The organism is Undibacterium sp. GrIS 1.2 (genome assembly GCF_040544435.1).
In the GTDB taxonomy this organism is placed as follows: Bacteria; Pseudomonadota; Gammaproteobacteria; order Burkholderiales; family Burkholderiaceae_D; genus Undibacterium.
Map to the genome: position 1 here is coordinate 1 of NZ_JBEONP010000103.1, position 6260 is coordinate 6260.

General features: G+C 41.8%; 10 protein-coding genes. 5 read left to right on the plus strand and 5 right to left on the minus strand.

Going from position 1 to position 6260, the window contains the following annotated elements; genetic code table 11:
* Window positions 1–61 precede the first annotated feature (61 nt).
* Window positions 62–790: a substrate-binding periplasmic protein gene (locus AAKU61_RS21785; RefSeq protein ID WP_354335648.1), complete on the minus strand. Its 729-nt coding sequence runs from the start codon at window positions 788–790 to the stop codon at window positions 62–64.
* Window positions 791–1270: 480 nt separating this feature from the next.
* Between AAKU61_RS21785 and AAKU61_RS21790 the strand changes: the two genes are divergently transcribed.
* A complete protein-coding gene (locus AAKU61_RS21790) occupies window positions 1271–1813 on the plus strand; it encodes a sterol desaturase family protein (RefSeq protein WP_322121720.1) in 543 nt (180 codons plus the stop codon).
* Window positions 1814–1856: 43 nt separating this feature from the next.
* Here AAKU61_RS21790 and AAKU61_RS21795 read toward each other — a convergent pair whose 3' ends face one another.
* The 4 genes from AAKU61_RS21795 to AAKU61_RS21805 form a co-directional block, all read right to left on the minus strand.
* Window positions 1857–2102: a heavy-metal-associated domain-containing protein gene (locus AAKU61_RS21795; protein WP_322121721.1), complete on the minus strand. Its 246-nt coding sequence runs from the start codon at window positions 2100–2102 to the stop codon at window positions 1857–1859.
* Between the two features lie 127 nt (window positions 2103–2229).
* Window positions 2230–2448 carry a hypothetical protein gene (locus AAKU61_RS22845; RefSeq protein WP_503012672.1) on the minus strand — a complete coding sequence of 73 codons (219 nt, stop codon included), beginning with the start codon at window positions 2446–2448 and terminating at the stop codon, window positions 2230–2232.
* Between the two features lie 267 nt (window positions 2449–2715).
* Window positions 2716–3567, minus strand: coding sequence for a hypothetical protein (locus AAKU61_RS21800; RefSeq protein ID WP_354335650.1), 852 nt, complete (start codon window positions 3565–3567; stop codon window positions 2716–2718).
* Between the two features lie 102 nt (window positions 3568–3669).
* Window positions 3670–4113, minus strand: coding sequence for a hemerythrin domain-containing protein (locus AAKU61_RS21805; RefSeq protein WP_322121724.1), 444 nt, complete (start codon window positions 4111–4113; stop codon window positions 3670–3672).
* Between the two features lie 239 nt (window positions 4114–4352).
* Between AAKU61_RS21805 and AAKU61_RS21810 the strand changes: the two genes are divergently transcribed.
* From AAKU61_RS21810 to tnpB, 4 genes are all read left to right on the plus strand, one after another.
* The gene (locus tag AAKU61_RS21810; protein WP_322121725.1) at window positions 4353–4769 is read left to right on the plus strand and encodes a PRC-barrel domain-containing protein; all 417 of its coding nucleotides are present in this window, start codon (window positions 4353–4355) and stop codon (window positions 4767–4769) included.
* Entirely contained in the window at window positions 4766–5206 is a 441-nt protein-coding gene (locus AAKU61_RS21815) for a CHRD domain-containing protein (protein WP_322121726.1), read from the plus strand. The genes AAKU61_RS21810 and AAKU61_RS21815 overlap by 4 nt, the downstream gene beginning before the upstream one ends.
* 256 nt (window positions 5207–5462) lie before the next feature.
* Window positions 5463–5837, plus strand: coding sequence for an IS66-like element accessory protein TnpA (gene tnpA, locus AAKU61_RS21820; RefSeq protein ID WP_354335653.1), 375 nt, complete (start codon window positions 5463–5465; stop codon window positions 5835–5837).
* 54 nt (window positions 5838–5891) lie between these two features.
* On the plus strand, window positions 5892–6167 hold the full coding sequence (gene tnpB / locus AAKU61_RS21825) for an IS66 family insertion sequence element accessory protein TnpB (protein ID WP_354335655.1): 276 nt from the start codon (window positions 5892–5894) through the stop codon (window positions 6165–6167).
* Window positions 6168–6260 lie beyond the last annotated feature (93 nt).

The following is a 6260-nucleotide window of genomic DNA, read 5'->3' on the forward strand; positions in this document are numbered from 1 at the left end:
CTTTCATCTTGCCAGAAATGGCCGCTCCTTTCTCATCTATTTTGCGCTTCTCGCAATAAAATTACTCTCCGGTGTTTCGTTTTGCAAGAACCTCTGAATTCTGAATACTTTCTATCGTTTTGTCTTTGTACATTTTTTGCAGAACAGTAGTCAGACCGGGCACCAATGTTCTATGCTTTTTGTTGAGATAATGAAATACTGAAAAAGTAGTAAGTGGGGGCATTAATATGGTGGCGTTAGTTTGATTCATTTCACGCAGGGCTGCCAATCCAGATACACGATTTGCCACCACAATGTCCGACCTACCTAATAACATCTTCTGAAATGCTTGACGTATTTTAGGAGCAGGTTCTAGTTTCATTCCCACAGCGTTTTGCTCGATAATTTTTATTCCTCGAACATAACCTATTGTGTAGGGACGTAGACTATCCCAACCGTTTACTATGAAACGAATACCGTTAGTGAATATAACAATTTCGTAAGTAAGTAATGGTACCAGTACGACGAGAAGATTAGGGTAGTCGTTTTCCATGCCAAATTTACGATATAGCTCACCATCCATTTCACCGTTATTGGCACTACGGAGCGAGCGCTCGCCGGGTAAATAGTGGACTTTCAAGTTCCAGCCCAAGCTGCGATAAGCGGTTTCAAGAATTTTTTCGGCGACATACGTAGCAGGATCTGCGCAAATCAGAGTAGAAATGTGTAGGGTTCTATCGTCTTGCGCTAAAGCATTGAAATGAACGAACTCTGACAAAGAAATCAGTTGAAGTAAAGCTCGCCGCCGCATCGTCACTCCCCCTCGTTTTTACAAAGACCCTATCGTCTCCTTTAAGCATAGGATAAATTTTGATAAAAGGCATACGTTCGTTTCATCGCCGCTCGATTGCTATCTATAATTAACCCTGAACTATCTAGATTCAGTAGAAGACTCAAACATAAATCTCATCAAATTCAAATAACGAATCTTATCGTTTGATACTCCAACGTTAATTTAAAAGCGAGATTTAGGCAGCAGCTCAAAAGTGATTCCCGATTGGAATCGCTAACATTATCCGTTGTCGCATTCTAAATAAAATGCAAAAATAGATAATACGAATAGGCGGTGTTGAGAAGGTAAATCCATCACATTCATTAGATCAATGAAAGACCCAATTCCAATCTATGTTCGACATCGTACAGACGCCTCAAACTGTTTTACTTACTATCAGCAATAGAGATTATTCACTCTCGTAAAGTCGCCTTTAAAGGTCTATTTAGAAGGAGCGAAATGCAAATTTTCAGTCTTGAACAAACTAAAGTGACCTATCAAATTGATTTCGCTTTTTATGGACTTACATCGTTCGTGCTAGCAGTATCTTTGCTAGCTTTAAGTCCACGAGAACATATAGTCAAATTGGCACTATTAGCGATAATGGGCTTTTTAAGTTGGACATTGATCGAGTATGTGTTGCATCGTTTTGTACTGCATGGTATTCGCCCTTTCAGCACGTGGCATGCTGAGCACCACCAACGACCTACGGCTTTAATTTGTACTCCTACCATACTGAGCGCTACATTAATTTTTGGATTGGTATTTCTACCAATATTAATCTTAACTGATCTGTGGCAAGCGTATGCGTCAACCTTTGGCATTTTAATCGGCTACTTAATTTATACAATTACGCATCATGCGATGCACCACTGGCACACTGAACATATGTGGCTGTTAAAACGGAAACGTCAACATGCATTGCATCATCAACGCTCAAAAAAACTTAGCCAATTTGGTGTAACAAGTGGCTTTTGGGATCATATTTTTTATACCAAATGACGCGGTATAAATTGATAAATAAATAAAACCAAAATTATAAATATCAACAATTTTTAGGCGTCATGCCCGCTGCAATATTCCCTGGATCCACCCCGAGTCCCGCTACCTTGACAGCCTCTTTTAATTGATCTGGTGAACACTTTACTTCGTCATACTGCACGTTAGCTTCGCCGTCTTGGAACGACACTGTTACCTCATTTACGCCGGGAACTGCTTTTAGCGCTTGTGCTACTTTATTGGAGCAATCGTCACAAGTCATTCCTGTTACTTTTAAATTTTCTAAGTGCATACTCGTACCTCTTTTTGAAATTTGGTTAAGTAAATTCGTATTTTTAATTTTCTCTTATCGTCTAACGCAAAAACGAAATAAAATTATGAACTCAAAAAGTAATTGAAATTGTTTGACTCGTTCTAAATTATGGATCTGAAGCAAAAAATGTGTCGCGTTTATCTCCCATCAACATTCGTAAATCTTTGATGCTAATGTTACTAATTTCATGCATGCTGATCATTAACGAAGCACCGACAGATAATTTATGATGCCGAATTTTGCTAATTACAGGAGGTGCTACCTCCAACATTTTAGACAGTTCAGCATCATTTTTTAGATGTAAATGGTCGATGAGCTTATTCAATAAATTATTCGGGGATCGTACTTAAATTGATCAGAGTTCAAATTTAAAAGATTTGACATCTTGCTTCCCTCCTCTAGACGTTTTTCGAAGATTTTCAAGACTGAGCGTTGATAGGTTGAATAGCTTAATGAACAAATAATGCAATCAGAATGACGATAGGAATAGGAATGCCAAGTAGCAAAAGTAAAATTGAACGCATGATTGTCTCCAATGAACTACAAGATTGATTAAAAAATGGATGCTGTTTTTTTCACCTGAAAAAAATACTTAGTCGAGCAGATGAGCTCTGTCTCGTTGACGCCCGCCAAACGTCGCGGCTAGACTGGCAACAAACGCGCCGATCAACAACGCTACAAACATCCACAAAGCAGAGTTAGCAGCCGCCTTGCGTGCCTTGTCAGCAGATTCCTTGATGGTGTTCTTAGCGTCTGTGACAGATTTACTAAATTGTGTATAAATGATGTCAACACGTTTCTCCGCATCAATTTGATTGAGCCCCGTGCGTTTGGATACCATTTTAGATAGGTAATCGCGATCGTTCGGGCTTAAAGTACCGCTTCGAATGTCCATTGATAAAATTTTCCCTACTTCTGCACCTGCACTAACATTTATATCTACAGAACCATCGTCTGAACGCAACAACATATCTGAAAAATAATCTACGGAAGTATTCTTCATATTATTCGCCGTAGTTGCTGTTGCGTTGACTGTACTAGCGCCCACATTTGACACATCGCTGAGAATACTTTGAGTCGCACTTGCGAATAAGCCGACTGTCACTAAGGACGCAACAGCCCATGCAAGAAACCCGTGAGCGGTATCTCTAAAATACACTTCGTTATCGTGCACGTTACTCCATTTACTTCGCAACCTACCTGCTAAATATCCGCCAACTCCGGATGCCGCAAGCTGCATAAACGTAATCCATGCAATCGCTGAGATACCCATTACAGAGGCGTTATAAGACCAAGGCGATATGGTAGACAGACCCAAACCAGCACCTAACATTAATAATATTAATGAAAGCGCCGCGGCCGCCATCGCACCTGCCAAGATGGCAGCCCATGAGACTCCTGAAATTCTTTCACCGGATGAATGATCGTTATCAACTGCAAGCATATTTGCTCCATTAGAATGATTGTGCATGTGCTCTGCATGTATTTCGTCGTTAGTTTTATTTTCATTTGAACGGTAAAGTCTGAGTGAAGCCATATTGGAAATTTAAAGTTGCTCCTTCCGTTCGCTCATTTCTTCACCGAGGGTTACTAGATCTAATCTCGTTTTTCGGACCGAAGGAAACATTTCATCCTCTTCTTCCCTAACATGGTGTTCGATTTGTTCGGAGAGCACTTTCACTTTTGCATCATATAAATCATCATCTGGATCCATGTCCTGAATTTGTTCGATCAACTCTTTAGCACTCGCATGCTCTACCTCCGCTTCATCCATTAACTCATCACTTTCTATTACTTCTTTGACCGCAGGATAGAATATTTCCTCTTCGATCTGTGCATGAATTAGTAGAGCACGACAAATTGCATCCGCAACCTTTTTTTTGCTTACCTTTGATCGGTCACTTAGTTCGTTAAATTGTTCAAATAAAGCCTTTACCGTTTGATGATCTGAGACTAGAAGGCTGATTGCATCTGTAATTTTGAGCGGCATAAATATCTCCAAAAAAAGCGAGGTAACAACAAAGACCAGCCTGAGCATATTGATCATCGACGATGCTGTATGTGCGCTGTCTCACATTTGTTAAAAACTATTTTTACAGAGGGCAAGAAATAATTTCCTAAGAGAAAACTTCATTAATTTCATATTGTTTATTTTTGTGCGGTATCGAACGGACATGAATAAGAAGAAAGTTCAATCTACAATCTCATTCAATTGAGAGGAGAACTAATATGAATTACGAATCACGCGATACCTTGGGTATGTATGCGATAAATGGATCGGGTAATAATAAAGGTCCTGGCCCTGAATTAATGGGAGCTAATACCCTGATTGGCGATAATGTTCATAACGCTGAGGATGAGCATTTAGGGGAAATAAAAGAAATCATGCTTGATGTACGAACAGGTAAAGTGGCTTACGCCGTTCTTGCTCACGGTGGCCTATTTACCATAGGCGCAAAACTCTTTGCAGTTCCATGGAGCGCACTTAAACTAGATACTGAAAATAAGCGGTTTGTATTGAACATACAGAAGGAGCGTTTCGAAAATGCTCCTGGCTTTGATTCAGATCACTGGCCAGACATGGCCGATAGTACTTGGATTGAAAATTTACATAATTTCTATGACACGTCGAGGAGCTCGCAATGAAAAGCCAGTTCTCAAAAAAGTATTCGCGAACTAAATTGAGTGCATTATTGTTAGGCTGTAGTGTATTTCTTAGCGTTAGTTCCGCTTATGCAACTGAAACAAAAGTAAATTTGGTAGGATCAGAAGAAACTCCGGCAGTGCAAACTTCTGCGCAGGGCTCGGGGAGTATCATCGTCAACAAGGACAGAACTGTGAGCGGTATGGTTATGACTACCGGGTTGGCTGGAACGATGGCTCACATACATTTGGGCGCTGAAGGAAGAAAAGGTCCGCCGATTATTACCTTAGTCAAGTCTGGTGATGGCAGTTGGGCAGTGCCATCAGGATCAATACTTACCGAAGAACAGTATGCAAGTTACAAAGCAGGAAATCTTTATGTCAATGTTCATAGCGCAGAAAATAAGGATGGAGAAATCCGGGGACAATTGAAGCCTTAATTAGATAATTCCGTGCTTTGAAATAAAAATGGAGACGATTTTTTAGTCTCCGTTTTTATTATCTTTGTAAAGTGTACCCATTTAATTTAATTCAAATATGTACTTGAGTTAGGCATCTCTCTATTCCATCAAATACGTTCTTTAGATATACTAAAATTAAACACAATTGGCTGTAAGCACCTGGCGACCCCATCTTGAGTCCCTGCGCTAAATCACAGAGTATCGTGTCCACGTAATTAATGGACACATGTACACGATGAATGAACCAGATTTAATAGCGCCACAGCGGCGGCGGCGCCACAGCGCAGAATTTAAAGCCCAGGCAATCAAGGCATGTCAGCAGCCTGGTGTGTCGATTGCAGCGATTGCGTTGCATTACCGCTTGAACGCCAATATGCTGCGAACTTGGCTGACAGCCCATGAACGGGCGACGGCAATGGAACAACCAGGATCGTCGGCAGTCAGACCAGTAGCGGAATTTATCCCGCTTCAATTGGCGGGGAAACCCGAAACCGTTGCGACGCAGGATATTGTTATCGAAGTCAGGCGAGGCGCAGCAACCATCACGGTTCGCTGGCCGAGTGCCTCTGCTGCTGAATGTGCCGGTTGGCTGCAGAACTGGTTACGATGATCCGGATCGAGTCGATCTGGCTGGCGACCGAACCGATAGATATGCGCGTCGCGCATGGACACTGCTCTGGCCAGGGTGGTCAAGGTGTTCGGTGCAGCACGCCCTCATCATGCCTATTTGTTTGCCAACAAACGCTCGACACGCATCAAGGTCTTGGTCTATGACGGATTTGGTATTTGGCTAGCAACACGCCGCCTGAATAAAGGCAGGTTTGTCTGGAACAACGGCACAACAGTTTGTGTCGACCTCAACCACGATCAACTTCGCGCATTGGTGACCGGACTACCATGGGAGAATTTAACCTATGACCATGCGATATCCGTGCTGTAGTGTAAGCGTCCGACGCAACCATCTAGCAATGATGAAATGAACGCGCCACACTCCTTCGTTTCAAAGTTAAGGAGAAGGCATGAGCCACGACCC

What these genes read in the sequence shown, in the direction of transcription:
- AAKU61_RS21785 (WP_354335648.1), bottom strand. Translation starts at nt 790, where the DNA reads ATGCGGCGGCGAGCTTTACTTCAACTGATTTCTTTGTCAGAGTTCGTT.
- AAKU61_RS21805 (WP_322121724.1), bottom strand. Translation starts at nt 4,113, where the DNA reads ATGCCGCTCAAAATTACAGATGCAATCAGCCTTCTAGTCTCAGATCAT.
- AAKU61_RS21815 (WP_322121726.1), top strand. Translation starts at nt 4,766, where the DNA reads ATGAAAAGCCAGTTCTCAAAAAAGTATTCGCGAACTAAATTGAGTGCA.
- AAKU61_RS21810 (WP_322121725.1), top strand. Translation starts at nt 4,353, where the DNA reads ATGAATTACGAATCACGCGATACCTTGGGTATGTATGCGATAAATGGA.
- AAKU61_RS21795 (WP_322121721.1), bottom strand. Translation starts at nt 2,102, where the DNA reads ATGCACTTAGAAAATTTAAAAGTAACAGGAATGACTTGTGACGATTGC.
- tnpA (WP_354335653.1), top strand. Translation starts at nt 5,463, where the DNA reads ATGAATGAACCAGATTTAATAGCGCCACAGCGGCGGCGGCGCCACAGC.
- tnpB (WP_354335655.1), top strand. Translation starts at nt 5,892, where the DNA reads ATGGACACTGCTCTGGCCAGGGTGGTCAAGGTGTTCGGTGCAGCACGC.
- AAKU61_RS21790 (WP_322121720.1), top strand. Translation starts at nt 1,271, where the DNA reads ATGCAAATTTTCAGTCTTGAACAAACTAAAGTGACCTATCAAATTGAT.
- AAKU61_RS21800 (WP_354335650.1), bottom strand. Translation starts at nt 3,567, where the DNA reads ATGCTTGCAGTTGATAACGATCATTCATCCGGTGAAAGAATTTCAGGA.